Source organism: Nonomuraea candida, assembly GCF_000725485.1.
Lineage (GTDB): Bacteria > Actinomycetota > Actinomycetes > Streptosporangiales > Streptosporangiaceae > Nonomuraea > Nonomuraea candida.
This window is the reverse complement of sequence record NZ_KL647033.1, coordinates 1-24,878: the sequence shown is the minus strand read 5'-3', so window position 1 is coordinate 24,878 and position 24,878 is coordinate 1. Positions and strand designations below refer to the sequence as shown.

Annotated in this window: 22 protein-coding genes; 10 read left to right on the top strand and 12 right to left on the bottom strand. The window is 71.2% G+C overall.

All coding sequences use genetic code 11. The annotated features are described in order from the left end of the window. Positions 1-106: 106 nt before the first annotated feature. Together IO39_RS59350 and IO39_RS59345 are read right to left on the bottom strand one after the other, a co-directional pair. A complete protein-coding gene (locus IO39_RS59350) occupies positions 107-829 on the bottom strand; it encodes a DUF5941 domain-containing protein (RefSeq protein ID WP_043640449.1) in 723 nt (240 codons plus the stop codon). Beyond that, positions 826-2,367: a CDP-alcohol phosphatidyltransferase family protein gene (locus tag IO39_RS59345; RefSeq protein WP_043640446.1), complete on the bottom strand. Its 1,542-nt coding sequence runs from the start codon at positions 2,365-2,367 to the stop codon at positions 826-828. Before IO39_RS59345 ends, IO39_RS59350 begins: the two co-directional genes overlap by 4 nt. Before the next feature lie 151 nt (positions 2,368-2,518). Here IO39_RS59345 and recO point away from each other — a divergent pair, with 151 nt between their 5' ends. Then, a complete protein-coding gene (recO, locus tag IO39_RS48070) occupies positions 2,519-3,253 on the top strand; it encodes a DNA repair protein RecO (protein ID WP_043640444.1) in 735 nt (244 codons plus the stop codon). Next, positions 3,196-4,023 (top strand): isoprenyl transferase, encoded by an 828-nt coding sequence (locus IO39_RS48065; RefSeq protein ID WP_169789251.1) that lies wholly within the window; start codon positions 3,196-3,198, stop codon positions 4,021-4,023. Before recO ends, IO39_RS48065 begins: the two co-directional genes overlap by 58 nt. A gap of 97 nt (positions 4,024-4,120) precedes the next feature. On the opposite strand, the gene IO39_RS48060 is transcribed toward IO39_RS48065, so the two are convergent. Beyond that, on the bottom strand, positions 4,121-4,669 hold the full coding sequence (locus IO39_RS48060; protein WP_043640440.1) for a CGNR zinc finger domain-containing protein: 549 nt from the start codon (positions 4,667-4,669) through the stop codon (positions 4,121-4,123). Between the two features lie 71 nt (positions 4,670-4,740). On the opposite strand from IO39_RS48060, the gene IO39_RS48055 reads away from it, so the two are divergent. Then, positions 4,741-5,643 carry a DMT family transporter gene (locus IO39_RS48055; protein WP_043640437.1) on the top strand — a complete coding sequence of 301 codons (903 nt, stop codon included), beginning with the start codon at positions 4,741-4,743 and terminating at the stop codon, positions 5,641-5,643. A gap of 23 nt (positions 5,644-5,666) precedes the next feature. Here the strand turns inward: IO39_RS48055 and IO39_RS48050 are convergent, their stop codons facing one another. From IO39_RS48050 to IO39_RS48010, 9 genes are all read right to left on the bottom strand, one after another. After that, on the bottom strand, positions 5,667-6,050 hold the full coding sequence (locus IO39_RS48050) for a Fur family transcriptional regulator (protein WP_043640434.1): 384 nt from the start codon (positions 6,048-6,050) through the stop codon (positions 5,667-5,669). Continuing rightward, on the bottom strand, positions 6,047-6,919 hold the full coding sequence (locus IO39_RS48045) for a metal ABC transporter permease (protein WP_084774794.1): 873 nt from the start codon (positions 6,917-6,919) through the stop codon (positions 6,047-6,049). The genes IO39_RS48050 and IO39_RS48045 overlap by 4 nt, the downstream gene beginning before the upstream one ends. Beyond that, on the bottom strand, positions 6,919-7,722 hold the full coding sequence (locus tag IO39_RS48040; RefSeq protein ID WP_052424351.1) for a metal ABC transporter ATP-binding protein: 804 nt from the start codon (positions 7,720-7,722) through the stop codon (positions 6,919-6,921). Before IO39_RS48040 ends, IO39_RS48045 begins: the two co-directional genes overlap by 1 nt. Next, a complete protein-coding gene (locus IO39_RS48035) occupies positions 7,719-8,684 on the bottom strand; it encodes a metal ABC transporter substrate-binding protein (RefSeq protein WP_052424315.1) in 966 nt (321 codons plus the stop codon). The genes IO39_RS48040 and IO39_RS48035 overlap by 4 nt, the downstream gene beginning before the upstream one ends. A gap of 122 nt (positions 8,685-8,806) precedes the next feature. Continuing rightward, positions 8,807-9,679 (bottom strand): formate dehydrogenase accessory sulfurtransferase FdhD, encoded by an 873-nt coding sequence (gene fdhD, locus IO39_RS48030; RefSeq protein WP_052424314.1) that lies wholly within the window; start codon positions 9,677-9,679, stop codon positions 8,807-8,809. A gap of 74 nt (positions 9,680-9,753) precedes the next feature. Next, positions 9,754-10,596: a 2Fe-2S iron-sulfur cluster-binding protein gene (locus tag IO39_RS48025; protein ID WP_043640428.1), complete on the bottom strand. Its 843-nt coding sequence runs from the start codon at positions 10,594-10,596 to the stop codon at positions 9,754-9,756. Next, entirely contained in the window at positions 10,593-12,401 is a 1,809-nt protein-coding gene (locus tag IO39_RS48020) for an NAD(P)H-dependent oxidoreductase subunit E (RefSeq protein ID WP_043640424.1), read from the bottom strand. The genes IO39_RS48025 and IO39_RS48020 overlap by 4 nt, the downstream gene beginning before the upstream one ends. A gap of 4 nt (positions 12,402-12,405) precedes the next feature. Continuing rightward, positions 12,406-14,307, bottom strand: a complete 1,902-nt coding sequence (locus tag IO39_RS48015) for a molybdopterin oxidoreductase family protein (protein WP_043640421.1) — start codon at positions 14,305-14,307, stop codon at positions 12,406-12,408. Between the two features lie 38 nt (positions 14,308-14,345). Then, entirely contained in the window at positions 14,346-15,323 is a 978-nt protein-coding gene (locus tag IO39_RS48010; RefSeq protein ID WP_043640417.1) for a 2-dehydropantoate 2-reductase, read from the bottom strand. A 76-nt stretch (positions 15,324-15,399) separates the two neighbouring features. On the opposite strand from IO39_RS48010, the gene IO39_RS48005 reads away from it, so the two are divergent. From IO39_RS48005 to IO39_RS47975, 7 genes are all read left to right on the top strand, one after another. Continuing rightward, complete coding sequence (locus IO39_RS48005) at positions 15,400-16,590, top strand: molybdopterin molybdotransferase MoeA (protein WP_043640413.1); 1,191 nt, start codon at positions 15,400-15,402, stop codon at positions 16,588-16,590. Between the two features lie 115 nt (positions 16,591-16,705). Continuing rightward, positions 16,706-18,376, top strand: a complete 1,671-nt coding sequence (locus tag IO39_RS48000; protein ID WP_245642691.1) for a thiamine pyrophosphate-binding protein — start codon at positions 16,706-16,708, stop codon at positions 18,374-18,376. A 13-nt stretch (positions 18,377-18,389) separates the two neighbouring features. Continuing rightward, the gene (frc, locus tag IO39_RS47995) at positions 18,390-19,613 is read left to right on the top strand and encodes a formyl-CoA transferase (protein ID WP_043640408.1); all 1,224 of its coding nucleotides are present in this window, start codon (positions 18,390-18,392) and stop codon (positions 19,611-19,613) included. Further along, complete coding sequence (locus IO39_RS47990; protein ID WP_043640405.1) at positions 19,613-21,724, top strand: acetate--CoA ligase family protein; 2,112 nt, start codon at positions 19,613-19,615, stop codon at positions 21,722-21,724. Before frc ends, IO39_RS47990 begins: the two co-directional genes overlap by 1 nt. Before the next feature lie 80 nt (positions 21,725-21,804). Further along, entirely contained in the window at positions 21,805-23,295 is a 1,491-nt protein-coding gene (locus IO39_RS47985; protein WP_052424313.1) for an Nramp family divalent metal transporter, read from the top strand. Continuing rightward, positions 23,295-23,798 (top strand): hypothetical protein, encoded by a 504-nt coding sequence (locus IO39_RS47980; protein ID WP_043640402.1) that lies wholly within the window; start codon positions 23,295-23,297, stop codon positions 23,796-23,798. Before IO39_RS47985 ends, IO39_RS47980 begins: the two co-directional genes overlap by 1 nt. A gap of 8 nt (positions 23,799-23,806) precedes the next feature. After that, positions 23,807-24,784, top strand: a complete 978-nt coding sequence (locus IO39_RS47975) for a TerC family protein (RefSeq protein ID WP_043640946.1) — start codon at positions 23,807-23,809, stop codon at positions 24,782-24,784. Positions 24,785-24,878: the final 94 nt, after the last annotated feature.

The window sequence follows — 24,878 nt, the reverse complement described above, 5'->3', positions numbered from 1 at the left end:
GGAGAGCGCTCTCGACCAGGCGCGCCGCAGGGGAGCGAGCCCGCCTCGAAGACGACGAACGGCGCCGCACAGCAGTGCGGCGCCGTTCGGTGAGCAGTGGCGGAGGTCAGCCCTTCTCGGCCTCGCCGGTGGCCTGCTCCATGGCGTCCTCGGGAGAGGCTTCCAGGTCCTGCTCGGCGTCGGCGCCGGCCTGGGCGGACGCCTTGTCCAGGCGCACCCAGCTCGTCACGCTCTCCACCGCGAACAGCACGAACAGGTAAGCCGTCAGCACCGCGAGCACCGGCGTCAGGATGCCCAGCGCGGCCCCGACCCCGATGATCAGCAGCCGCAGCTCCCACCCGAGCCCCGCGTGGAAGACCCAGGCGGGCGGCCAGATGCTCTGCCGGGTCCGGTAGACGGTGTCGTAGGTGTGGTAGCCCACGACGTAGACCAGCACGAACAGCAGCCACTTCGGCGCCCCGGCCGCCAGGCCGATCGCGATGATGCTGAAGAACTCCGCGGCGCGCAGCAGCGGCGGGGTGAGCCAGTCGAAGCGGCCCAGGTGGTCGCGCGGCGTCGTGGGCAGCACGAGCAGCAGCACGATCGCCACGGGCAGGAGGAGGATGGGGCCGCCCTGCTCCAGCAGCCCCGCGACCGTGACACCGACCACGGCGAGCAGGGCCACGAGCGTGCCGGGCACGGGGGGCAGGCCGGCGCCGATCTTGCCGGACAGGGCGTGGGCGAGCGGACCGTCGTCGCGGTAGGCGACCAGGCGGGCGGTCTGGATGCGGCGGCGCTCCTCGTCGGGGTCCGGCGTGGGGCTGGCCATGGCCTGCGGTTGGGTGATCATACGAGCGACCTCATGAGGCGTCCGGTGAGGGTGTAGGCGGCGGCGACGGAGCCCCAGATCACGAGGGTGATGAAGGTGATCCGGGCGTCGAAGAGGGCGGCGGTGATCGCGATGGCCGCGAAGCGCTCGCCGATGGGGAAGACGATCATCTTACGCGCCCAGTGGACGACACGGTACTTGCCGGCCTTCGTCCACATCTTCAGCAGACCACGCAGGCCCTGGCTGCGCTCCGCCTTGCGGGCGGTCAGCTTCTGGCGCAGCTCCCGGTCGTCGGGGGCGTTGAGCGGGACGGTGGGAAGGGGGGACGGGGGCTTGCGGCGGTTGGCGACGCCGAAGGAGAAGTCGAGCAGGTGACGTACGGACTGCAGGCTCAGCGCGGCCAGCGCCAGGATCCAGATCTCGTCGCCGTTGCCCGAGACCACCCAGCCGACGGCGAGACCCGCGAAGACCACGTATTCCTTGAACCGGTCGAACGTGGCGTCGAGCCACGCGCCCAGCACGCCGAACTTGCGGGCGTAGCGGGCGACCTGCCCGTCCACGCAGTCGAAGACGAAGGCGAAGTAGATCAGGACGCCGCCCAGCACCATCCAGGGCCGGTCGCCGGTGGCGAAGCAGGCGGCCGCGGCCACGCCGAGCGTGATCGAGATCAGCGTCACCTGGTTGGGCGTCAGGCCGCGCCGGGCGGCCCAGCGGGCGATGTAGCGGGAGTAGGTGGAGACGAAGAACGTGGTGAAGAAGCCGTCGGCGCCCTTGACCGCGTTGTTGAGCCTGGCGCGGTCCTCGTTCATGCCGGCCATCTCGGCGCCGGCCTCGTTGACCTCCTCCTGCGTGGTGACCCGGCGGTAGAACAGGTCGCGGCGGCCCCGGAGGCCGACCGACACGCCGTTGCGCACCAGGCCGAACACGATGAGCTGCGTCAGGTCGTCGTCGGCGCCGAACGTGTGGGCCAGGTCGGCCAGGTCGCGGCAGGTCTGGGCGAGCACCGGCGCGTTGCGCGCGCTGATGTGCAGCGGCCCGAGCACGACCGCGTTGGGCCTGGTCACGCCGTGGGAGGCGGTGCCGACCGAGACGATGCGGGACTTGCCGACGCGCACGCGCACGGGCAGGCCCTCGACGCGGTTGTGGCCGATCTCGGGGTCGGCCTCGTCGATCGGGATGCGGTCTTCGAGGGCGTTGTCCTCGGGACCGTTCTCCTCCTGGCCGTTGTCCTCCGTCACCCCCACGCGCGGCTCTTTCGCGACGAGCGCCAGCGCACCGCGCTTGGACTTGGTGATCTGGTAGATCAGCTCGTCGTGGATGACCGAGTTCTCCGGGATGATGAACAGGCTCTCCGTTGCGGACTCGGCGACGTCGGCCAGGGCGCGCAGGGCGGCGGCCACGTCGTGCGACGGGATCGTGGCGAACCGCGGATCCATCGAGGTGAGCTGGTCGCGCAGCCGTTCGGACACGGTCGGATTGCCGGAAAGCGCGGCCAGCCTCAGGCCGGTCGGAGAGATGTCGGGGCCGGGCGAGGCGCCCAGCAGGACCACGCGGGTCATGACTCCCTTTCGAGGCGGTAGCGGGGGGTTGAACAACGGGTAATGCGGGGACAGGCGTCAAAGTCTAGTGAGACTGGCGCAAAGCCGCGTCACCCGAGCATGCCCGTAACGTCCAGTCTGCCGGTATAGAGGGCGGCCGTAAGATGTTCGAGTGAGTCTCTACCGTGACGAAGGCGTGGTCCTGCGCACTCAGAAGCTCGGGGAGGCCGACCGCATCGTCACCATTCTGGCCAAGCGAACGGGCAAGATCAGAGCGGTGGCGAAGGGCGTCCGCCGCACGACCTCGCGCTTCGGGGCCAGGCTGGAGCCGTTCACGCACGTCGACCTGCAACTGCACACCGGCCGCACGCTCGACGTCGTCACGCAGGCGGAGACGATCAGGCCCTACGGAGAGGCGCTGGCCGCCGACTACCCGCGCTACACCGCCGGCAGCGCGATGCTGGAGACGGCCGACCGGCTGACGCACGGGGAGAAGGAGCCGGCGCTGCGGCAGTTCCTGCTGCTGGTGGGCGGGCTGCGCACGCTCGCCGACCGCGGTCACGAGGCCAGGCTGGTCCTCGACGCCTACTTCCTGCGCTCCCTGGCCGTGGCCGGCTACGCCCCGGCCCTGGAGGCGTGCGCGAAGTGCCGGGCCCCGGCGATCAGGGCGTTCGCCATCGTCGCGGGCGGCGTGGTGTGCGGGGGGTGCAAACCGGCCGGCTCGGCCGTGCCCGCCGCCGAGACGATCGGGCTCATGACGGCGCTGCTGCGCGGCGACTGGGCCGCCGCGGACGCCTCGGAGTCGCGCCATCGCAGCGAGTGCAGCGGCCTGGTCGCCGCTTATCTGCAATGGCACCTCGAACACGGAATACGCTCTCTCCGACACGTCGAAAGGGAGCCCGCGTGAACGTACGTCCCCCGTCCCCGCACCCGTCGGGGGCGACCCCGCCGCCCATTCCGCGCGATTTGGTGCCGCGGCACGTCGCCATCGTCATGGACGGCAACGGCCGCTGGGCCAAGGCCCGCGGCCTGCCCCGCACCGAGGGGCACAAGGCCGGTGAGTCGTCGCTGTTCGACGTCATCGAGGGGGCCCTTGAGCTGGGCATCCCCTATCTGAGCGCCTACGCGTTCTCGACGGAGAACTGGAAGCGCTCGCCCGACGAGGTGCGCTTCCTGATGGGCTTCAACCGCGACGTGATCAGGCGGCGCCGCGACGAGCTCAACGCCATGGGCGTGCGCGTGCGCTGGGCGGGCCGGCCGGGCCGGTTGTGGAAGAGCGTCATCTCCGAGCTGCAGACGGCCGAGGAGATGACGGTCTCCAACCGGAAGCTGACGTTGCAGTTCTGCGTCAATTACGGCGGCCAGGCCGAGATCGTCGACGCGGCGGTCAAGCTGGCGCAGGACATCGCGGCCGGGCGGGTCAAGCCCTCCAAGGTCAGCGAGAAGGTGTTCGCCCGCTACCTCGACGAGCCGGAGATCCCGCCGGTCGACCTGTTCCTGCGCTCGTCGGGGGAGCAGCGCTTCTCCAACTTCCTGCTGTGGCAGTCGGCCTACGCCGAGATGGTCTTCCTCGACCGCCTGTGGCCCGACTTCGACCGGCGTGACCTGTGGGAGGCGTGCGAGATCTACGCCAAGCGCGACCGCCGCTACGGCGGCGCCGTCCCCAACCAGGTCTGACCCGGCGGCCGCAGGGCCGCGCGGGGTCAGGCAGCGGCGAGGGGCGCGGGGTCAGGCGCGGGTCAGGCAACGGCGAGGGGCGCGGGTCAGGCGGGGGTCAGGCGCGGCGGCGGGCCCGGTAGGCGGCCACGTGCATGCGGTTGCCGCAGGTGCGGCTGTCGCAGTAGACGCGGGAGCGGTTGCGCGACTCGTCCACGAAGACGCGCTTGCAGTCGGGGGCCGAGCAGGTGCGCAGGCGTTCGGCCTCGCCCTCCACCAGCAGGTGGGCCAGCGCCACGCCGCAGTCGGCGGCGACGTGCTCGGCCAGGGTCGCGTCGGCGGCGAAGTAGTGGACGTGCAGCGGGTGGCCGTCGTGCTCGGTCAGGCGGGGCGTGATGCGGGTGTCGGCCAGCAGCGCGTTGAGGGTGCGCACGGCCGTCGGCTGGTCGGGGGCGGTGAAGACGCGGTGGAACGCCTCGCGGACCATGCGCACCTGGCCCAGGTCGCGCGGCGTCAGGGTGCCGACGCCGCTGATGCTGCGGGACTCCACGAACGCCTGGAGTTCGGGCAGGCCCGCCAGGCCCTCTTCGCCGCCGGTCGACGGCGAAGTGTTGACCAGTTCGACAACGGTGGCCAGAGAATGCACCATGTCATGGCCAAAGGGCATGTTGACTCCTGTCCGCGCCGGGTTCTAGCGTGGTCGCAGCGTATCTCCTGAACGGGACTGGGGGGGTTCCCATGAGTGGACATCGCCGTATCGTCCTGATCGCGATCGTCGGTGCTCTCATCATCTCCACCTCCGCCCCCCTGGTCCGGTTGTCAGGTGTATCGCCGGCGACGTCGGCGTTGTTCCGGTGCGCGTACGCCGTCCCGCCCATGCTGATCCTGGCCTGGCTGGAGCGGCGCAGGCTGGGGCCGCTGCCACGCAGGGCGCTCCTGGCGGCCTGGGCGGCCGGGGTGGTGTTCGCGCTCGACCTGTTGTTCTGGCACCACGCCATCGACTACGTGGGCGCGGGCCTGGCCACCGTGCTGGGCAACCTTCAGGTGTTCATCGTGGCGTTCGCCGCCTGGGGGCTGTTCGGGGAGCGGCCGTCCAGGCAACTGGTGATCGGCACGCCGGTCGTGTTCGCCGGGGTGGTGCTGATCTCGGGGGTGTTCGACAGCGCGGCCTACGGGAGCGACCCCATGATGGGGGTGCTCGCGGGGATCGCCACGTCCCTGTCGTACGCGGCGTTCCTGCTGCTGATGAAGGGCGGCTCCGACCGGGCGGCGGGGCCGCTGGCGCACGCGACCGTGGTGGCCACGCTCTGCATCGCGCTGCTCAGCCCGCTGTTCGGCGGCGCGGACTTCGTGCCCGAGTGGCCGGCGCACGGCTGGCTGGTGCTGCTGGCGCTGGGGCCGCAGCTGCTGGGCTGGTCGCTGATCACGTATTCGCTGCCGCGCCAGCCCGCCGCGCTCACCGCGCTGCTGCTGCTGATCCAGCCCCTGTCGACCGTGGTGATCTCCACGGCCGCGCTCGGCGAGCGGCCCTCGCCGCTGCAGCTCGCCGGCTGCGCGGTGGTCGTGCTGGGCGTGTTGTACGGCTCCCGCCGCCCCACCCCGGCTCCCGAGCCCGAACCGCAGCGGATCGCGGCCCACTGAGCCCCCTGACGCCTCGGGGCCCCTCAGCCCGCCGGGGCCGAGCAGGACGCGCAGGTGCCGAAGACCTCGACGGTGTGGGTGATCTCGGTGAAGCCGTGCTCGCTGCCCACCGCCTCGGCCCACCGCTCGACGGTCGGCCCCGCCACCTCCACCGTGTGGCCGCAGCGGCGGCACACCAGGTGGTGGTGATGGGTGTCGGTCGCGCACGCGCGGTAGACGGACTCGCCCTCGTCGGTGCGCAGCACGTCGACCGCGCCCTTGTCGGCCAGCGCCTGCAGCGCCCGGTAGACGGTGGTCAGCCCGATCTTCGCGCCGTGCAGGCGCATCTCGGCATAGACGTCCTGCGCGCTGCGGAACCCCTCGCTCCTGCGCAGGGTGTCGTGCACGGCATCGCGCCTCGTCGTCATGCGACCTCCTCGACGCGCAGCTTTGGGCGCTCGCTCAATGTCGACTCCTGAGTACGGCCTCGCCGTACGAATTTACCGACACCGAGGGCCAGGACGAAGCCGGCGAGCGCAAGAAGCACGATAGCGGCCCCGGGCGGCACCCGGGAGGAGTAGGTGGAGGCGAGCAGCCCGCCCACGGAGGCGAGCACGCCGAAGACCATGGCCAGCGCCATCGTGGTGCGGAAGCCGCGGGTGAGCTGCTGGCTGGTCGCCACCGGGATCACCATCAGCGCGCTGACCAGCAGCAGGCCCACCACCCGCATGGCGATGACCACGGTGAGCGCGGCGGTGACGGCGATGAGCAGGCTCAGGAAGCGCACCGGCAGGCCGCTGGCCCTGGCCATCTCCTCGTCCTGGCAGAGCACGAACAGCTCCCTGCCGAAGATCACCACGACCGCGAGCACGGCGGCGGCCAGCGCGGCGATGACCCAGATGTCCTCGACGGTGACGCTGGCGATGGCGCCGAACAGGTAGGAGTTGAGCTTGGCGTTGCTGCCGCCGGGCGCGATGCCCATGAGCAGCACGCCGCCCGCGATGCCCCCGTAGAACAGCAGCGCCAGCGCCACGTCGCCGCTGGTGCGCCCGCGCGCCCGGACCAGTTCGATGGCCACCGCGCCGGCGATGGAGACCAGCACGGCGGTGAGCACGGGCGTGGTGCCGGTCAGGAAGCCCAGCGCCACGCCGGTCAGCGCCACGTGGCCGATGCCGTCGCCCAGCAGCGACAGCCGCCGCTGCACGATGAACGTGCCCACGGCGGGCGCGCAGAGCCCCACCAGCAGCGCCGCGACGAGCGCGAGCTGGAAGAGCTCCTCCTGAAGAAGTTCGAAGATCACCTTGGTTCCCCCTGCCACCCGGTGAGCGGGCCCGCGGCGGGCCCGGCGACCGGCCCCGCGACGGGCTCCGGCGCGTGCGGGTGCTGGTGCTCGTGTCCCGGCCGGGCGCAGTCGCCCTCCGGGCGCGGCGGCCGGCCGTCGTGGGCCACCAGGCCCTCGCGGATCACCACGCCGCGGGTGATGATCGGCTCCAGCGGGCCCAGCTCGTGCGCGACCAGCACCACGGTCTTGCCCGCGGCCACCAGCCCGGCCAGCGTGTCGGCCAGGAGCCGCTGGGTCTCGGCGTCCACGCCGGCGGTGGGCTCGTCCATCACGTACGTGTCCGGCTCCCCGGCCAGGGCGCGGGCGATGAGCACCCGCTGCTGCTGCCCCCCTGACAGCGACTGGACGGGGTCGCCGGCCCGGTCGGCCAGCCGGACGGCCTCCAGCGCGGCGGCCACGGCCGCGCGGTCGGCCGCGCTGGTCCTGCGCAGCCTGCTCTGCCTGGCGATGCGGCCCGAGGCGACGACCTCGCGCACGGTGGCGGGCACGCCGCCGCCGACCTGGAGCCGCTGCGGCACGTAGCCGATGCGCCACCAGTCACGGAACTTGCCGGGCGGCGTGCCGTACACCAGGGTGCGGCCGCCGGTCAGCGGCGTGAGGCCGAGCAGGGTGCGCACCAGCGTGGACTTGCCCGAGCCGTTGGTGCCCAGCAGGGCGACGACCTCCCCGGGACAGATGGTCAGGTCGATCCCCCGAAGGACGGGTTTGCCATCGAAGGAGACCCGGCCGTCGGTCATCGCGAAGGCCGTTTCGCTCATGCCGTACACCCCAGTGCTGTTTGTAGGGTTTTGAGGTTATCGCGCATGGCGGACAGGTAGTCGCCGGAGGGCTTGCTCTCCAGCGGGTCGAGCACCGCCGTCTTGGCGCCGACCTGGCCCGCGAGCACCTCGGCCACCTTCGGGCTGACCAGCGTCTCGGTGAAGATCGTGGTGACGCCCTCGGCCTTGGCCAGCTTGGCCACCTCCGACAGGCGGGTGGGCGACGGCTCGGTCTCGGGGTCGAGCGTGATGCCGACCTGCTTGAGCCGGTAGCGGTCGGCCAGGTAGCCGAACGCCTCGTGCGCGGTGACCAGGGTCTTGGTCTTGCACGCGCTCAGCCCCTTGGTGAACTCCTGGTCGAGGGCGCCGAGCGTGGCGGCCGTCCTGGCGGCGCGGTCCTTGTAGCCCTGGGCGTGCGCGGGGTCGGCGGCGGCCAGGCGCTCGCCGAGCTTGGTGGCGACGGTGGCCAGGCGGGAGGGGTCGAGCCACAGGTGCGGGTCGTAGGAGACCTCCTCGTGCGCGTGCTCCTCCCCGGCGTGCTCCTCCCCGGCGTGCTCGCCCTCCTCCTCGTGGGCGTGCTCGCCCGCCGGGATGGTCGTCACGGCGGTGGCGGCGTCGAAGCTCTTGCCGGGCTCCACGGCGTCGTCCACGGCCGGCTGGATGCCCTTGATGTAGACGGTGAGCGCGGCGTCCTTGAGCTCGGTGACCTGCTGGATGCTCAGCTCCACGTCGTGCGGCTCCACGCCGGGCGCGGTCAGGCCGGTCACCTGCGCGTCGGATCCCCCGACCTGCTCGCTCAGCCACTGCAGCGGGTAGAAGGCCGCGACCACCTCGGGCTTGGCGCCGGAACCGGAAGCGGCGGGCGTGGTCTCGGCGGACCCGGAGCCGCAGGCGGCGGTGGTGAGCAGGGCGGCTGCGGCCAGCAGGCCGGCAGCATACGGCCGGGAAAATCCTGACATCATGTGAGTCAGTATGCGTCGAAATGAAAACGGTTGTCAAAATGCGGTCGCCCGGCCGGCCCAGCTGGGGTAGTGGGATGCCGCCGGCGGCTGGGGGCCAGGCGCGCCGCGCGGCATCCCGTTCATCACCCCGGTGATCGTGCGACGGCAGAGCCGTTGCCGGCGCCCGAGGTGACGCCTTCGCCGGCGCTCAGCCGCCGCTCTCCCGTGTAGACGTTCATCGAGTTCCCGCGCAGGAACCCGATCAGCGTCAGCCCCTCCTCGGCGGCCAGCTCGACCGCGAGCGAGGACGGCGCGGAGACGGCGGCGAGCACCGGCACGCCACCCATGACCGCCTTCTGCACCAGCTCGAACGAGGCCCTGCCCGAGACCATCAGCACGGTCTCGCGCAGCGGCAGCCGTCCGGCGCGCAGCGCCCAGCCGAGCAGCTTGTCCACGGCGTTGTGGCGGCCGACGTCCTCGCGCACGCACAGCGGCTCGCCGGCGGGCGTGAACAGGCCGGCCGCGTGCAGGCCCCCGGTCCTGTCGAAGACCCGCTGGGCCGCGCGCAGGCGGCCCGGCAGGCTCGCGACGGTGGACTGCGCCAGCTCGGCCCGGTCGGCGCCGGCCCGCCAGCGCGCCACCGTGCGCACGGCCTCCAGCGACGCCTTGCCGCAGACGCCGCACGAGGAGGTGGTGTAGAAGTTGCGCGGCTCGGGGGCCGGCACCCCCGGCGCGAGCCGCACGTCGAGGACGTTGTAGGTGTTCTGCCCGTCCACGGTCGCGCCGGCGCAGTAGCGGATCGTCTCGATCTCGTCCGCCGCGCCGACGGCCCCCTCGCTGACCAGGAACCCGGCCGCCAGGTCGAAGTCGTCGCCCGGCGTGCGCATGGTCACGGTCAGCGGGGTGCCGTTGAGCCGGATCTCCAGCGGCTCCTCGGCGGCCAGCGCGTCGATCGCGCGCGTCCTGGCGGCGTCGTTCACCCGCAGGATGCGCCTCTTGACGGTGACCCTAGACATGGGCGGGGCCCCTGGAGACACGGTCGGGGAGCCTGGAGACACGGCCGGGGAGCCTGGGGACACGGGCGGGGAGCCTAGACATAGCCGTACCCGAAGCGGCCCTTCACGCAGAGGTTGCCCTTCGTGACGGGGTTGTCGTGCGGCGAGGTCACCTTGACGATCTTGTTGTCCTGCACGTGCAGGGTCAGGTTGCAGCCGACCCCGCAGTAGCTGCAGATCGTCGTGGTCTCGGTCTGCTTCGACTCGTCCCAGGTGCCCTCGGCCCGCATGTCGAACTCGGTCTTGAACGACAGCGCGCCCGTCGGGCAGACCTCGACGCAGTTGCCGCAGTAGACGCAGGCCGAGTCGGTGAGCGGGGCGTCGAACTCCGTGGAGATCGTCGCGTCGAAGCCCCGGCCCGCGACCGCGATGGCGAAGGTGTTCTGCCACTGCTCGCCGCAGGCGTCCACGCACTTGTAGCACAGGATGCACTTGGCATAGTCGCGCACGTAGAGGTCGTTGTCCACCTTGGCGGGCTGCGCGACCGTGGCCGCGTCGTCGCCGAACCGCTCGGGGTCGGCGCCGTACTCCGCCGTCCACTCGGCCGCGCGCGGCGTCGTGGACAGGTCGGTCGAGGAGCCGAGCAGCTCCAGCACGACCTTGCGGCTCTGCCTGGCCCGCTCGGTGTCCGTGCCGACCTTCATGCCGGCCTCCGCCTTCCTGGAGCAGGCGGGGGCCAGCGTCCTGGCGCCCTCCACCTCCACGACGCAGACGCGGCAGGCGTTCTTCGGGGTGAGCGTGTCGCCGTAGCAGAGGGTCGGGACGTCCTTGCCCGCCGCCTGGCAGGCGTCGAGGATCGTCGAGCCCTCCGGCACCCGCACGGCCTCACCGTCGATCTGGACGTCGATGAGCCGGCGGGGTGGCTGGAGCGGGATCATCTGTTGAACACTCCCAGGCGGTCGATGGCCGATTCGACGGCGTTCCAGGCGGTCTGCCCGAGGCCGCAGATGGAGGCGTCGCGCATGGTCTGTCCGACCTCGCGCAACAGCACCAGGTCGCTGTCGTCGACCCGGCGCGAGAGGCGGTGCAGGGCCTCCTCCTGGCGGACGGTGCCCACCCGGCAGGGCACGCACTGGCCGCAGGACTCGTCGCGGAAGAACTCCGCGATGCGCAGCAGCAGCCTGCGCAGGTCCACGGTGTCGTCGATGACGAGCACCACGCCGGAGCCGAGCGTCGCGCCCGCGTTCCTGGTGCCCTCGAAGGTGAGCGGGATGTCCAGCTCGGTGACGAACGCGCCGGCCGCGCCGCCGAGCAGCACCGCCCTGGTCGTGCCGGTCGTGCCCGTCATGTCGAGCAGCTCGCGCAGCGTCGTGCCGAACGTCAGCTCGTACACGCCGGGCCGCTCGACCGCGCCCGAGACGCAGAACAGCTTGGGCTCGGCCGCCGCGTACGCCTGCGCGCCGCGCTCCAGGATCGGCAGCACGTTCACCAGCGTCTCGACGTTGTTGACCACGGTCGGCTTGCCGAACAGGCCCTTCTCCACGGGGAACGGCGGCTTGCTGCGCGGCTCGCCGCGCTGCCCCTCGATGGAGTTGAAGATCGCGGTCTCCTCGCCGCAGATGTAGGCGCCCGCGCCCCTGCGCAGCTCGATGTCGAACGACAGCCCCTTGCCGAGGATGTCGTCGCCGAGCAGCCCCCGGGAGCGGGCGGTCGCGATCGCGTGCTGGAGCCGCGCGGTCGCCCGCGGGTACTCGCCCCTGATGTAGAGGTAGCCCTTGGCGCAGCCGGTGGCGTAGGCGGCGATGGTCATGGCCTCGACCAGCGCGTACGGGTCGCCCTCCATCACCACCCGGTCCTTGAACGTGCCCGGCTCGCTCTCGTCGGCGTTGCACACCAGGTAGTGCGGGTGGTCGGGCTGGCGGGCGGCGGCCTCCCACTTGCGGCCGGTGGGGAAGGCCGCGCCGCCCCTGCCGACCAGCCCCGACTCCAGCACCTCGCGGATCACCCCGGCGGGGCCGAGCTCGAAGGCCCGGCGCAGCGCGGTGTAGCCGCCGGCCGCCCGGTAGTCGTCCAGGCTGGCCGGGTCGACGACGCCGATCCGGCGCAGCAGGACCAGGCCGGGCTCTCCGGCCTGCGGCACGGCCTCCTTGACGGGGGTTTCGCCGGCCACCTCCAGGCTCGGCGCGTGCCCGTTGGCCCGGGGGGCCGCCCCGGTGATGGTGGTGATCGTCTCGGGGGTGGCGGGGGCGTACACCTCCGCGCGGTGCGGCTGCCCGGCCTCCAGCGCGAGGGCCGCCGGGGCGCGCTCGCACATGCCCAGGCAGGGGCTCTCGTGCCAGTCCTTGCCGGGCGGCCCGAAGCGCTCCTCGACGCGGTCGCGCACGACCTGCGCGCCCCTGGCCTGGCAGGCCAGGTCGGTGCAGACGTGCAGCACCCGCTGGGGCCGGGGCTCCAGGGAGAACAGGGAGTAGAACGTGGCCACCCCGTACGCCTCGGCGGGCGGGATCGTCAGGCGGCGGCAGATGTACTCCAGCGCCCCCTCGCTGATCCACCCGATCCGGTCGTTGACCGCGTGCAGCGCGGGCAGCAGCAGGTCGCGGGCCTCCTCGGCGCGGGCGGCCATCCGCAGGTCCAGCTCGGTGCGCGCGCCGCCCTCCCAGGCCGTGGCCGGCGGGCCGAGCAGGTCGTCGACGGCCGCGCGCTCCTCTTGCGACGGCTGCGCGCCGCGGAATCTCAGATCCATCCGTTCACCCGGCCTTGACGAGCTTCTCGACGCGTACGGCGGCGGCCTTGAACTCGGCCGTGCCCGCGATCGGGCAGGTGGCCTCGATCGTCAGGGCGTTGGTGTCGACCTCGTCGGGGAAGTGGAAGGTCATGAACACCAGCCCGGGCCGCAGCCCGGGATCGATGTAGACGGGCGCGGTCACCGTGCCGCGCCGCGAGCTGATCCGCACTTCCTCGCCGGCGACCACGCCGAGCTTCTCGGCGTCCTCGGGGCACATCTCGATCGTCTCGCCGCGCCGCAGCGGCGAGGCGAAGCCGGAGGACTGCACCCCCGTGTTGTACGAGTCCAGCCGCCGCCCGGTCGTCAGCCGCAGCGGATACTCCTCGTCCAGCAGGTCCACCGGCGGCGAGTGCCGCAGCACCGCGAACGGCGCCGGCGTGCCGCGCTTGGCCGGGTCGCTCTCCCAGAGCCTGCCGTGCAGGTACGGCGGCTCCAGCGAGTCCTCCGACGGGCACGGCCACTGGATGCCCTGCAGCTCGGCCAGCCGCTCGTAGGTCATGCCCCGGTGCTGCGGCGACAGGGCGCGCAGCTCGTTCCAGACCTCCTCGGCGCCGTCGTAGTGCCAGTCGTGGCCCATCCGGCGGGCGATCTCGCACATGATCCAGATGTCGTCACGGGCCTCGCCCGGCGGCTCCAGGGCCTTGCGCACCCGCTGGACGCGCCGCTCGCTGTTGGTGAACGTGCCGTCCGCCTCGCACCAGGCGGCGCTGGCCGGCAGCACCACGTCGGCCATCTGCGCGGTCTTGGTGAGGAAGATGTCCTGCACGACGAGGTGATCGAGCATGGACAGGCGCTTGATGCAGGCCAGCGAGTCGGCCTCGGACTGCACCGGGTTCTCGCCGATCATGTAGCAGGCGGTCACCTCGCCCTCGGCCATCCCCTCCAGCATCTGGGTGAGGTTGCGGCCGTAGCTGGGCTGGATGGGGCGGCCCCACACGCTCTCGAACCGCTCGCGGATCTGCGGGTCGAGGAGGTCCTGGAAGCCGGGCAGGCGGTTGGGGATGGCGCCCATGTCGCCGCCGCCCTGCACGTTGTTCTGGCCGCGCAGCGGCGACAGGCCCGAGCCGTAGCGGCCGACGTGGCCGGTCAGCAGGGCCAGGTTGATCAGCGCCCGCACGTTGTCGGTCGCGTTGTGGTGCTCGGTGATGCCCAGCGTCCAGCACAGCTGGGCCCGGTCGGCGCGGGCGTAGGCGTGGGCCAGCTCGCGGATGGCCTCGGCCGGCACGCCGGTGACCTGCTCGGCCGCGGTCAGCGTCCACGGCTCGACGCACTGCCGAAACTCCTCGAAGCCGACCGTGGCCCGCTCGATGAACGCCTCGTTGTGCAGCCCCGCGTGGATGATCTCGCGGGCCACGGCGTGGGCGAGGGGGATGTCGGTGCCCACGTTGAGGCCCAGCCAGAGGTCGGCCCACTGGGCGGTGCCGGTGCGGCGCGGGTCGACCGCGAACATCCTGGCGCCCTTGCGGATGCCCTTGAGGACGTGCTGGAAGAAGATGGGGTGGGCGTTGCGGGCCGCCGAGCCCCACATCACTATGACGTCGGTGTCCTCGACCTCCTGATAGGACGAGGTGCCACCGCCGCTGCCGAACACCGCCGACAGGCCCGCGACGCTCGGTGCGTGGCAGGTGCGGTTGCAGGAGTCCACGTTGTTGGTGCCGATCACCACGCGGGTGAACTTCTGCCCGATGTAGTTCATCTCGTTGGTGGAGCGGGCGCACGACAGCATCGCGAAGCTGTCGGGGCCGTGCCGCTCGATGTTGCGGCGGAAGCCCTCCGCGGCTCGCTCCAGCGCCTCCTCCCACGACGCCTTGCGCAGCACGCCGTTCTCGCGTACCAGTGGATGGGTCAGGCGGTCATAGCTCATGATCCCTCCATTCAGTATACAATCTACGGTATTCCGAGCTAGACCGCGCGGACAAGGTTCTCGTTCAGCAGGTCGCTCACCGCGTGGATCGCACGCAGCGTGGGCACCTCGGCGCCGGTCAGGTCGGCCAGCTCGACCACCGCGGCCAGCAGCACGTCGAGCTCCAGCGGCTTGCCCTTCTCCAGGTCCTGGAGAGTGGACGTCTTGTGCTCGCCCGCCTTCTCCGCGCCGCGCAGGCGGCGCTCGATGGAGATCCCCGGATCGCAGCCCACCCGCCTGGCCACGTCCACCGTCTCCCGCATCATGGCCACGACCAGCTCCCTGGCGGCGTCGTGGCGGCAGATGCCGGCCATGGTCGCCCTGGCCAGCGCGCTGATCGGGTTGAAGGCGATGTTTCCCATGAGTTTGATCCAGACGTCCCGGCGGAGGTCGCGCTCCACCGGGCACTTCAGCCCGCCCTCGACGGCGGCCCGGCTGAAGGAGGCGCACCGCTCGGTCAGCTGGCCGTTGGGCTCGCCGATGCTGAAGCGGGTGCCTTCGAGGTGGCGGATCACGCCCGGCTCCTCGATCTCCGTGGCGGCGTAGACGACGCATCCGATGGCGCGCTCCAGGGGCAGCGCGGCCGTCACCGCGCCCCCCGGATCGACGCTCTCGATGCGGTAGCCCTCGTAGGGGCCCTTGAGTCCGTGGAAGTACCACCACGGGATGCCGTTCTGCGCGGCGATGATGCTGGTGGAACCGTGCAGCAGCGGCTTGATCATGGGGCCCGCGGAGGCGTAGCTGTTCGCCTTGAGGCCCAGGAAGACGTGGTCCACCGGGCCGACCTGGTTCGGGTCGTCGGTGGCATGGGGATGGGCGGTGAAGTCGCCCCTGGGGGTGAGCACCCGCACACCGGCGCGGCGAATCGCCTGGAGGTGCGCGCCTCTCGCGATGAGGTGCACCTCGACTCCCGCCCTGTGGAGGGCGGCCCCCACGTATGCGCCGATGGCGCCGGCGCCAAGAACAGCGACCTTCATGCTGCGCTCTCCGTTCTCGCGTCGGATCGTGTATTCCGTATACAGTATGGAAAAACGTGGGTCAAGGAGTGTGCCGATGACCGTTCTGCGGCATGGATCAGTGGTGGAAGCGATCTCCTGGGGCTCCGCGCGGGCCCGCGCGGCCGGGGCGGCCCGCCCGTTGCGCCCCTCGTCAGTGCCTCTGCCGGAGGCCCTCGGATGCCGGCTGGCCGGGCCCCTGCGGGCCCTGGCGGCGGTGCCGGGGGTGGACGTCTCGGCGATGGACGGATACGCGGTGGCCGGCCCGGGGCCGTGGCGGCTCGTGGGGCGCGTCCTGGCCGGCGGGGCGCCGCACGCCGGGCCGCTGGGCGCGGGGGAGGCGGTCGAGATCGCCACCGGCGCGCCCGTGCCGGACGGGGCCGAGGCGGTGCTGCCGTACGAGCGGGCCGAGCCGGCCGGGGAGTGGGTGGCGGGCGCGTTCGAGAAGGGCCGGCACATCAGGCGGCGCGGCGAGGACATCCCCGAGGGGACGTTCGTGCTGGGGGCGGGCGCGGTGGTGACGCCGGTCGTGCTCGGCCTGGCCGCCGCCCTCGGCCACGACACCCTGCCGGTACGGCCCCGCCCCCGCGTGACGGTGCTGGTCACCGGGGACGAGGTCGTGCACGAGGGGCTGCCGGGGCCGGGGCGGGTCCGCGACGCGATCGGCCCGTTCCTGCCCGGCCTGGTGGACTGGGCGGGCGGCCGCGTCACCGGCACGCTCCGCCTCCCCGACGGTCCCGAGCCGCTGCGCGCGGCGCTCGCCGGGCCATCCCTGGAGGCGGTGGATGACGTGATCGTGGTGTGCGGGGCGTCGTCCAAGGGGCCGGCCGACCATCTGCGAGCGGTGCTCGACGAGCTGGGCGCCGACGTGCTGATCGACGGCGTGGCGGTGCGCCCGGGGCACCCCCAGCTCCTGGCCCGCCTGCCCGGCGGGGGGCTGGTCGTGGGCCTGCCGGGCAACCCGTTCGCGGCCCTGGCCGCCGCGCTCACGCTGCTCGCGCCCATCCTGCGCGAGCTGACCGGCACCCCCGCGGCCAAGGAGACGAGCGCCCTGGCCGGGCCGGTGCGCACGCACCCCCGCGACACCCGGCTGGTGCCGGTCAGGAGGTCGGCCAGGGGCGCGGTCCCCGTGGGGCACGACCGGCCGGGCTCGTTGTGGGGAGCGGCGCTGGCGGAGGCCCTGGCGGTGGTGCCGCCGGGGTGGCGCGGGGAGCAGGTCGAGCTGATCGAGTTGCCCGCTGGGGGCTAGACAGGCCGATCGCAACAGAGTAACCATTGCGTTCATACGGTATGCAGTATGCGGAAGACAGCGCAGAAAACAGTGCAGACGACAGTGCGCTCAGTCGCCGGGAAAGGGTGGCATGATGTCGGAAACGATCTCTGGCGGTCATCTCGTAGCCAAGGCGCTCAAAGCCGAGGGCGTGGACGTGATCTACACGCTCTGCGGCGGCCACATCATCGATATCTACGACGGCTGCGTCGATGAGGGCATCGAGGTCATCGACGTACGCCACGAGCAGGTGGCCGCCCACGCGGCCGACGGTTACGCCCGCATCACCGGCAAACCCGGCTGCGCGGTCGTCACCGCGGGCCCGGGCACGACCGACGCGGTGACCGGCGTGGCCAACGCCTTCCGCGCCGAGAGCCCGATGCTGCTGATCGGCGGGCAGGGCGCGCTGAGCCAGCACAAGATGGGCTCGCTGCAGGACCTGCCCCACGTGGACATGATGACCCCGATCACCAAGTTCGCGGCCACGGTGCCCAGCACGGAACGGGTGGCCGACATCGTGTCGATGGCCTTCCGCGAGTGCTACCACGGCGCTCCCGGGCCGTCGTTCCTGGAGATCCCGCGTGACGTGCTCGACGCGAAGGTGCCGCTGGAGAAGGCGCGCCTCCCCAAGGCGGGCCACTACCGGGCCTCGACCCGGCAGCAGGGCGACCCCGAGGCGATCGAGCGCCTGGCCGACCTGCTGGCCCACGCCGAGAAGCCGTGCATCCTGCTCGGCAGCCAGGTCTGGACGTGCCGGGCGACCGACGCGGCCATCGACTTCGTCCGGTCGCTGAACGTGCCGGCGTACATGAACGGCTCGGGGCGCGGCACGCTGCCGCCGGGCGACCCGCACCACTTCCAGCTCAGCCGCAGGTACGCCTTCACCGAGGCGGACCTCATCATCATCGTCGGCACCCCGTTCGACTTCCGGATGGGCTACGGCAAGCGCCTGTCGCCGACGGCCAAGGTCGTGCAGATCGACCTCGACTACCGCACTGTCGGGAAAAATCGGGACATCGACCTGGGGATCGTGGGCGACGCCGGCCTCATCCTCTCGGCGGCGGCCCAGGCCGCCAGCGGCCGCGTGGAGAACGGCGCGGCCCGCCGCAAGGAGTGGCTGGAGGAGCTGCGCAACGTCGAGACCCAGGCGTACGAGAAGCGCCTGCCCCGCCAGCTCTCCGGCGCCCAGCCGATCGACCCCTACCGCCTCGTCCACGAGATCAACGAGTTCCTGACCGAGGACACGATCTACATCGGCGACGGCGGCGACATCGTCACCTTCTCCGGCCAGGTCGTGCAGCCCAAGTCGCCCGGCCACTGGATGGACCCGGGCCCGCTGGGCACGCTCGGCGTCGGCATGGCCTTCGCGATGGCGGCCAAGCAGGCGCGGCGCGACAAGGAGGTGCTCTGCCTGTTCGGCGACGGCGCCTTCAGCCTCACCGGCTGGGACTTCGAGACCATGGTCCGCTTCGACCTGCCGTTCATCGGCGTCATCGGCAACAACTCCTCGATGAACCAGATCAGGTACGGCCAGGCCGCCAAGTACGGCCAGGACCGCGCCCGCGTCGGCAACACCCTCGGCGACATCCGCTACGGCGAGTTCGCCAAGCTCCTGGGCGGCTACGGCGAGGAGGTCCGCGACCCCGCCGAGATCCGCCCGGCGCTGGAGCGGGCCCGCGAGTCGGGCAAGCCCTCGCTGATCAACGTCTGGGTCGACCCAGAGGTGTACGCCCCCGGAACCATGAACCAGACCATGTACAAGTAGGGGAAACGCAGAGATGAAGGCTCTCGAAGGTGTCCGCGTCCTCGACATGACCCATGTCCAGTCCGGCCCGTCGGCCACCCAGCTCCTCGCGTGGCTGGGCGCCGACGTGGTCAAGCTGGAGGCCCCCACCGGCGACATCACCCGGCAGCAGCTCCGCGACCTGCCGGACGTCGACAGCCTCTACTTCACGATGCTCAACTGCAACAAGCGCAGCATCACGCTGAACATGAAGAGCGAGCGCGGCAAGGAGATCTTCACCGAGCTGGTGAAGAGCGCCGACATCCTGGTGGAGAACTTCGGTCCCGGCGCGGTGGACCGCATGGGCTTCCCCTGGGAGCGGCTCCAGGAGCTCAACCCCCGCCTCATCTACGCCTCCATCAAGGGCTTCGGCCCGGGCAGATACGCCAGGTTCAAGGCGTACGAGGTGATCGCCCAGGCCATGGGCGGCTCGATGAGCACCACGGGCTTCGAGGAGGGCCCGCCGCTGGCCACCGGCGCGCAGATCGGCGACTCGGGCACCGGCATCCACGCGGTGGCCGGCATCCTGGCCGCCCTCTACCAGCGCGAGCACTCCGGGCGCGGGCAGCGCGTACAGGTGGCCATGCAGCACGCCGTGCTGAACCTGTGCCGCGTCAAGCTGCGCGACCAGCAGCGCCTGGCGCACGGGCCGCTGCGCGAGTACCCGAACAAGACGTTCGGCGACGAGGTGCCGCGCTCGGGCAACGCCAGCGGCGGCGGCCAGCCGGGCTGGGCGGTGCGCTGCGCGCCCGGCGGGCCGAACGACTACATCTACGTCATCGTCCAGCCGGTCGGCTGGAAGCCGATCGCGACCATCATCGGCCGCCCCGAGCTGGCCGAGGACCCCGAGTGGGCGACGCCGGAGGCGCGGCTGCCCAAGCTGGACAAGATGTTCCAGCTCATCGAGGAGTGGACGATCCGGCACGACAAGTGGGCGGTGCTCGACCGGCTCAACGCCGAGAACATCCCGTGCGGGCCGATCCTGTCCACCAAGGAGCTGGTGGAGGACGAGAGCCTGCGCGAGGAGGGCATCGTCGTCAAGGTCGACCATCCGACGCGCGGCGAGTTCGTGACCGTGGGCAGCCCGCTGCAGCTGTCCGACTCGCCGGTGGACGTGCGCACCCCGCCGCTGCTCGGCGAGCACAACCAGGAGATCTACGGCGAGCTCGGCGTGAGCGCCGACGAGCTGGCCGCACTCAGGACGAACGGAGTCATCTAGTGGCCAGGGAAGTCATCGAGAAGGCGCTCGCCGAGGGCCGCACCGCCCTGACGGCCCCGGAGGGCCGCGAGCTGTGCCAGGCGTACGGCATCGCCACCCCCGGCGAGGGCCTGGCAGGCTCGGCCGACGAGGCGGCGCGGCTGGCGGGGGAGATCGGGCTGCCGGTCGTGCTGAAGATCGTCTCGCCCGACATCCTGCACAAGACCGACGCCGGCGGCGTGCTGGTCGGCCTGAAGAGCGAGGAGGAGGTGCGGCGGGGCTACGAGACGATCCTGGCCAACGCCCGCGCCTACGACCCGCAGGCCCGGATCGACGGCGTCCAGGTGCAGCAGCTCGTCGGCGGCGGGCACGAGGTGATCGTCGGCGCGGTCACCGATCCCACCTTCGGCAAGGTGGTCGCGTTCGGCCTGGGCGGGGTCCTGGTCGAAGTACTTAAAGACGTGACCTTCCGGCTTGCCCCGGTTTCGGGTGATGATGCGCTTGGGATGCTGGACGACATCAGAGCGGCCGAGGTTCTGCGTGGTGCCCGTGGGGCCGAGCCGGCGAACAGGCAGGCACTCGCGGCGCTGATCGAGCGCGTCGGCAGGCTCGTCACCGACATCCCCGAGATCGTCGAGGTGGACCTCAACCCCGTCTTCGCCGACGCCAACGGCGCGATCGCCGCCGACGTGCGCATCCTCATCGGGCAGCCGGCCCCCGAGGTCGAGCGGCTGCCGCGCGAGGAGATCCTGCGGCAGATGAACCGGCTGTTCAAACCGCGCTCGGTCGCCGTCATCGGCGCCTCCGCCGAGGACGGCAAGATCGGCAACTCGGTCATGAAGAACCTCATCAACGGCGGCTACCAGGGGCAGATCCACCCGATCAACCCCAAGGCCGACGAGATCATGGGGCGCAAGGCGTACAAGAGCGTCGCGGACGTGCCGGGCGACGTGGACGTGGCCGTGTTCGCCATCCCCGCCAAGTTCGTCGCCGCCGCGCTGGAGGAGGCCGGCGAGAAGGGCGTGGCCGGGGCCGTCATGATCCCGTCGGGGTTCGCCGAGACCGGGAACGTCGAGGGCCAGAAGGAGATCGTCGAGATCGCCCGCCGGCACGGCGTGCGCATGCTCGGCCCCAACATCTACGGCTACTACTACACGCCGGAGAACCTCTGCGCCACCTTCTGCACCCCCTACGACGTGCGCGGCAGCGTGGCGCTGACCTCCCAGAGCGGCGGCATCGGCATGGCCATCCTCGGCTTCAGCCGCACCACCAAGATGGGCGTCTCCGCCATCGTCGGCGTCGGCAACAAGGCCGACGTGGACGAGGACGACCTGCTGACCTTCTTCGAGCAGGACGACAACACCAAGGCCGTGGCCATGCACCTGGAGGACCTCAAGGACGGGCGCGGCTTCGTCGAGGCGGCCCGCCGGGTCGTCAAGGAGAAGCCGGTCATCGTGCTCAAGGCCGGCCGCACCGCGATGGGCGCGCGGGCCGCCGGCTCGCACACCGGCGCGCTGGCCGGCGACGACAAGGTCTACGACGACATCCTGCGCCAGGCCGGGGTGGTGCGCGCGCCCGGGCTCAACGACATGCTGGAGTACGCCCGCGCGCTGCCGATCCTGCCCGCCCCCAAGGGCGAGAACGTCGTCATCATCACCGGCGCCGGCGGCTCGGGCGTGCTGCTGTCCGACGCCATCGTGGACGCCGGGCTGACCCTCATGGACATCCCCGACGACCTGGACGCGGCGTTCCGCGCCTACATCCCGCCGTTCGGCGCGGCGGGCAACCCCATCGACATCACCGGCGGCGAACCCCCCTCGACCTACGAGAACACGGTCCGCCTGGGCCTGCGCGACGAGCGCATCCACGCGCTCGTGCTGGGCTACTGGCACACGATCGTGACGCCGCCGATGGTCTTCGCCGAGCTCATCGCCCGCGTGGTGGGCGAGGAGCGGGCGAAGGGCAACGTCAAGCCGGTCGTGGCCTCACTGGCCGGCGACACCGAGGTTGAGGAGGCCAGCGAGTACCTGTTCGAGCATGGCGTGGTCGCGTACCCGTACACGACGGAGAAGCCCGTGGCGGTCCTGGGTGCGAAGTACCGCTGGGCCAGGGCGGCCGGGCTGCTGGGCTAAGAGCCGAGCCACAGCAGCGCCAGGCGAGGGGGCATTTCGGGGCGCAGAGGAAGGCAACAACCCCTCCAGGAGGTCCGTAGGTGGACACATCGAACACACCACCGGCGACGGCCACGCCGCCGGTCGAGGATCAACGAGTATGGAAAGCGGGCCGGCTCGAGCCGATGCCCATCAGGAAGCTCCCCGACGCGCCTCCCTCGGTGCACCTCATCGGGCCGACGGTCTTCCTGGTCGCGCTCGGCGTGGGCATGGGCGAGTCGTACATGTGGCCCCGGCTGGTGCTGCTGTTCGGGCCCGAGATCAGGTGGCTGTTCCTGATCGGCGTCACCCTGCAGGCCGTGGTGATGCTGGAGATGGCGCGCTACGCCATGGCCACGGGGGAGAGCATCTTCTCCGGCGCGGCCCGGGTGTTCAAGCCGCTGATGTGGTTCTTCTTCATCGTGGCGATCGCCGTCTACATCTGGCCGGGCCACCTGTCGGCGGGAGCGGCGGCGTTCGAGGAGATCACCGGAATACCCTGGGTGGTGACCGCGGTCGCCGGGTTGATCCTCGTCGGCGTGATCTTCACCCTCGCCAAGGTGATCTACAACCTGCTGGAGAACGTGCTCTCCCTGCTCATCGGGGCGCTCGTGCTGGGCACCGCCGTGGTCGCGGCCATGGTCGGCACCTGGGGCGACGTGGTCACCACGATCTCCGGCATGTTCTCCTTCGGCTACCTGCCGGCGGAGGCCATGACGGCCGCCTGGTTCCCCGTCATCGTCGGCGCCTGCGCCTTCGCCGGCCCCTCGGGCATGCAGCAGATGTGGTACACGCTGCACCTGCGTGACTCCGGGGCCGGCATGGGCGTGCACCAGCCGAAGATCCGCGGGCTGCGCCACGCGGGCGAGGAAGAGGAGGTGCCCAACCGCGGGTTCATGTTCGACACCTCCGACCCGGCCGAGATGGCCAAGTGGAAGGGCTGGCGGCGCTGGGTCACGTTCGACGCGCTGCTGCTGTTCTGGGGCATCACGATGCTGGTCACGATCTCCTTCACGGTGATCGCGCAGTCGGCGGTGCGGATCGACCCGGCCGTGCGGACGGCCATCCAGGGCGACGACCGGGAGGTGGCGCTGACCGCGATGTCCAACGCCGTCTCCGCGGCGGGCAGCTCGGTTCTCGGGGTCGTGTTCCTCGGGTTCATCGCGCTGATCGGCCTGAACGCCACCCTCGGCCTGTTCGACTCGTTCTCGCGCGGCCAGGCCGACATGACCTTCCACTTCGTCCCCGGGGCGAAGAAGCTGGGCATGTCGAAGCTGTACGCGATCTTCCTGTGGGGCGTGATCATCTTCGGGATCCTGATCCTGCTGTTCGGACCCGCCGAAGGGCCCAGCGGGATCCTCGACACGCTCGCGTTCCTGTCCACGTTCGCCATGGGCGCGTACTGCGTGACCCTGCTCCTGGTGAACAACCGCATGCTGCCCAAGCCGATCAGGCCGAAGTGGTGGTCGAACGCGATCATCGGCTTCGGCGCGCTCTTCTACCTCGGCATGCTCTTCTACAGCCTGTTCGCCTACGGCGTGGTCGTGGGCTGATGACGGGACGGCACAGCCTCGAACTCGCCCTGCCAGGGGCGTCCATCGGAGCCGTCGCCGGAGCCATGGCCGGTGGGCTGACCCTGCTCGCGGGGCAGCCCACCGGGATGGCGGGGCTCGCGGCACTGGCGCTCGCCGCGCCGCTGGCCCTCTTCGGCGGCCTGTACGGCATGCTGCTCGGCCACGGCGTCTTCCGTCCCGGGACCTTCGGGCCGGTCGGCCTGTACTGGATGGCGGCCTTCCCGGTGTCCCGGCTCGCCCAGGAACTGCTGGCCCCGACGGGCGCGCTCGTCGAAGGGGTGCCGGCGTTCCTGGCGTACCAGGCGATGATCGCCCTGGGCTTCGGGATCGGGTTCCTGTGGATGCACGAGCGGCTCATGCCGCACTGGCTCGTACGCCGGGCCGACGGCAACCCGCTCGCCAGGGAGCTGCTCGGCACGTACCTCCGCTTCGCCGAGATGATGCGCACACGCAAGAGTGCCAGGAAGGGGGCGCGGAGATGACGCCGGCGATGGAACTGCCGCTCTGGGTCTGGCTGGCCACCATCGGGGGCTTCTGCCTGGTGCTGGCGCTGGACTTCTGGCTCGTGGCCCGCAACCCGCACGAACCCAGCTTCAAGGAGTGCGTGGGCTGGGTCTCGTTCTACGTGAGCCTGGCCGTGATCTTCGGCGTCGGACTGCTCCTGCTGTCCGGGCCCGCGCACGGCGGGGAGTTCTTCGCCGGGTGGATCACTGAGTACTCCCTCAGCGTGGACAACCTCTTCGTCTTCCTGCTGATCATGAGCAGGTTCCAGGTGCCGCGGCAGTACCGGCAGAAGGTGCTGCTCATCGGCATCATCCTGGCGCTGGTCATGCGCGGCGCCTTCATCGCGGCCGGCGCCGAGGCCGTGGCCAGGTTCGACTGGCTCTTCTACGTGTTCGGCGCCTTCCTCGTCTACACCGCGTGGAAGCTGATCGGGCACGAGGACGAGGAGGCGGAGTTCTCCGAGAACCTCGCCCTGCGCACGGTACGCCGGGTGCTCCCGACCACGGACACCTATCACGGGGCCCGGCTCACCGTGCACCTCGGCCGCAGGATGGTCACCCCGATGCTGATCGTGATGATCGCCATCGGGACCACCGACCTGCTGTTCGCGCTCGACTCGATCCCGGCCATCTTCGGCCTGACCAAGGAGCCCTACCTGGTCTTCACCGCCAACGCCTTCGCCCTCATGGGGCTGCGCCAGCTCTTCTTCCTGATCGGCGGCCTGCTCGACAGGCTCGTCTACCTGAGCAAGGGGCTGTCGGTGGTGCTGGCGTTCATCGGGGTGAAGCTGATCCTGGAGGCCCTGCACCACGACGGGGTCTCGTGGGCGCCGGAGATCCCGATCCTGGTGTCCCTGGGGGTCATCATCGGCACTCTCGCCGTCACCACGGTGCTCAGTCTCGTGAAGTCGGCCCGCGACGCCAAGAAGACGAAGGCGGTGGAGCCGGAGACCGTGGAACGCTAGCCCCGTTTTCCGCACGTGAGTGATCTTCAGCGGAGGTCTCGTGGGTCGATGTTGAGGAGATCCAGGAGATGGAGTTGGAGGTCGGTGGGTTGCG

Bases quoted from the DNA above. Each gene is read 5' to 3' on its own strand.
- IO39_RS59350 (WP_043640449.1), bottom strand. From the start codon at position 829: ATGATCACCCAACCGCAGGCCATGGCCAGCCCCACGCCGGACCCCGAC.
- IO39_RS59345 (WP_043640446.1), bottom strand. From the start codon at position 2,367: ATGACCCGCGTGGTCCTGCTGGGCGCCTCGCCCGGCCCCGACATCTCT.
- IO39_RS48065 (WP_169789251.1), top strand. From the start codon at position 3,196: ATGGCACCTCGAACACGGAATACGCTCTCTCCGACACGTCGAAAGGGA.
- IO39_RS48060 (WP_043640440.1), bottom strand. From the start codon at position 4,669: ATGCCCTTTGGCCATGACATGGTGCATTCTCTGGCCACCGTTGTCGAA.
- IO39_RS48055 (WP_043640437.1), top strand. From the start codon at position 4,741: ATGAGTGGACATCGCCGTATCGTCCTGATCGCGATCGTCGGTGCTCTC.
- IO39_RS48050 (WP_043640434.1), bottom strand. From the start codon at position 6,050: ATGACGACGAGGCGCGATGCCGTGCACGACACCCTGCGCAGGAGCGAG.
- IO39_RS48040 (WP_052424351.1), bottom strand. From the start codon at position 7,722: ATGAGCGAAACGGCCTTCGCGATGACCGACGGCCGGGTCTCCTTCGAT.
- IO39_RS48035 (WP_052424315.1), bottom strand. From the start codon at position 8,684: ATGATGTCAGGATTTTCCCGGCCGTATGCTGCCGGCCTGCTGGCCGCA.
- fdhD (WP_052424314.1), bottom strand. From the start codon at position 9,679: ATGTCTAGGGTCACCGTCAAGAGGCGCATCCTGCGGGTGAACGACGCC.
- IO39_RS48025 (WP_043640428.1), bottom strand. From the start codon at position 10,596: ATGATCCCGCTCCAGCCACCCCGCCGGCTCATCGACGTCCAGATCGAC.
- IO39_RS48020 (WP_043640424.1), bottom strand. From the start codon at position 12,401: ATGGATCTGAGATTCCGCGGCGCGCAGCCGTCGCAAGAGGAGCGCGCG.
- IO39_RS48015 (WP_043640421.1), bottom strand. From the start codon at position 14,307: ATGAGCTATGACCGCCTGACCCATCCACTGGTACGCGAGAACGGCGTG.
- IO39_RS48010 (WP_043640417.1), bottom strand. From the start codon at position 15,323: ATGAAGGTCGCTGTTCTTGGCGCCGGCGCCATCGGCGCATACGTGGGG.
- IO39_RS48005 (WP_043640413.1), top strand. From the start codon at position 15,400: ATGACCGTTCTGCGGCATGGATCAGTGGTGGAAGCGATCTCCTGGGGC.
- IO39_RS48000 (WP_245642691.1), top strand. From the start codon at position 16,706: ATGTCGGAAACGATCTCTGGCGGTCATCTCGTAGCCAAGGCGCTCAAA.
- frc (WP_043640408.1), top strand. From the start codon at position 18,390: ATGAAGGCTCTCGAAGGTGTCCGCGTCCTCGACATGACCCATGTCCAG.
- IO39_RS47980 (WP_043640402.1), top strand. From the start codon at position 23,295: ATGACGGGACGGCACAGCCTCGAACTCGCCCTGCCAGGGGCGTCCATC.
- IO39_RS47975 (WP_043640946.1), top strand. From the start codon at position 23,807: ATGGAACTGCCGCTCTGGGTCTGGCTGGCCACCATCGGGGGCTTCTGC.